This is a genomic window from Microbacterium sp. HMWF026 (assembly GCF_003061325.1).
In the GTDB taxonomy this organism is placed as follows: domain Bacteria; phylum Actinomycetota; class Actinomycetes; order Actinomycetales; family Microbacteriaceae; genus Microbacterium; species Microbacterium testaceum_E.
The window spans coordinates 1-1,518 of the sequence record NZ_QAJB01000188.1; the positions used below are offsets into that span (position 1 = coordinate 1).

1 protein-coding gene is annotated in these 1,518 nt (G+C 74.4%); it reads left to right on the plus strand.

From position 1 onward, the window contains the following. Positions 1-2 precede the first annotated feature (2 nt). A partial coding sequence (locus tag DBR36_RS07940) for an acetyl/propionyl/methylcrotonyl-CoA carboxylase subunit alpha (protein WP_108318333.1) occupies positions 3-1,518 on the plus strand: 1,516 nt, incomplete at its 3' end.

Here is a 1,518-nt window from a genome sequence, read left to right on the forward strand (position 1 = left end):
CCGTGACCGTTCCCCACCCGCCCCGCCTGTTCTCGTCGGTGCTCGTCGCCAACCGGGGCGAGATCGCGCGTCGCGTGTTCCGCACCCTGCACCGACTCGGCATCCGTTCCGTCGCCGTCTACACCGACGTGGATGCCGACGCGCCCCACGTGCGCGAGGCCGACCGGTCCGCGCGCATCCCGTCGTACCTCGACATCGACGCCGTCGTCTCGGCCGCGGTGTCGACGGGCGCCGAGGCCGTGCACCCGGGATACGGATTCCTCAGCGAGAACGCCGGCTTCGCCCGGGCGTGCGCCGACGCGGGCGTCGTGTTCGTCGGGCCCGGCGTCGACGCGCTCGAGGTGATGGGCGACAAGATCCGCGCGAAAGAGCACGTCGCCGCGCACGACGTGCCCACGGTGCCCGGATTCTCGGCGGCGGGCCTGACCGACGCGCAGATCGCGGTCGAGGCCGAGCGCGCCGGTTACCCCCTGCTCGTCAAGCCGTCGGCCGGCGGGGGCGGCAAGGGGATGACGGTCGCCACCGGGCCCGCCGATCTCGCCGATGCCCTCGCTACCGCCCGACGCGTCGCGCGGGCGGCGTTCGGCGACGACACCCTGCTGCTCGAGCGCCTGCTCGAACGGCCCCGGCATATCGAGGTGCAGGTGCTCGCCGACGCCCACGGGACGACCGTCTCGCTCGGCGAGCGCGAGTGCACCCTGCAGCGGCGGCACCAGAAGGTGATCGAAGAGGCACCGTCGCCCGTGGTGGATGCCACGACCCGGGCCCTCCTCGGCGAGGCCGCCGTCGCCGCGGCGCGCAGCGTCGGCTACCTCGGCGCCGGAACCGTCGAGTTCCTCGTCGCCGGCGATCGCGTCGACGAGCCGTTCTTCATCGAGATGAACACGCGCCTGCAGGTCGAGCACCCGGTCACCGAACTCGTCACGGGGGTCGACCTCGTCGAGCAGCAGCTGCGCGTGGCCGCCGGCTTCGCGCTCGAGCTCGGTCCCACCCCGATCGAGGGGCACGCGATCGAGGCACGCGTGTACGCCGAGACGCCCGCCCGCGGCTACCTTCCCGCCACCGGGACCGTCACCCTCTGGCAGCCGGGCGACGCCCGCATCGACAGCGCCGTCGAGACGGGCAGCGTCATCGGCGCCGCCTACGACCCGATGATCGCCAAGGTCATCGCGCACGGCCCCGACCGTGCGACAGCCCTCGCGCGCCTGGACGCCGCGCTCGCCGGCACCGTCGTGCTCGGCGTCGACACGAACATCGCCGATCTGCGCGCGCTGCTCGCCGACCCGGCGGTCCGGGCCGGCGACCTCGACACCGGACTGCTCGACCGGCGGGGGACCCCCGCTGCGCCCGAGGTGCCCGCGGCGGCCCTCGCTGGGGTCGCGAACCGGATCGTGGATGCCGACACCCCCGACGACCGCTCGGTCTGGGGTCGCGTCGGGTCCTGGCGCGCGGGGGGCGCGGTGCCCGTTCGCACGGTCTTCCTCGAGGACAACGCGGGTCTCGTGCACGACACGACCC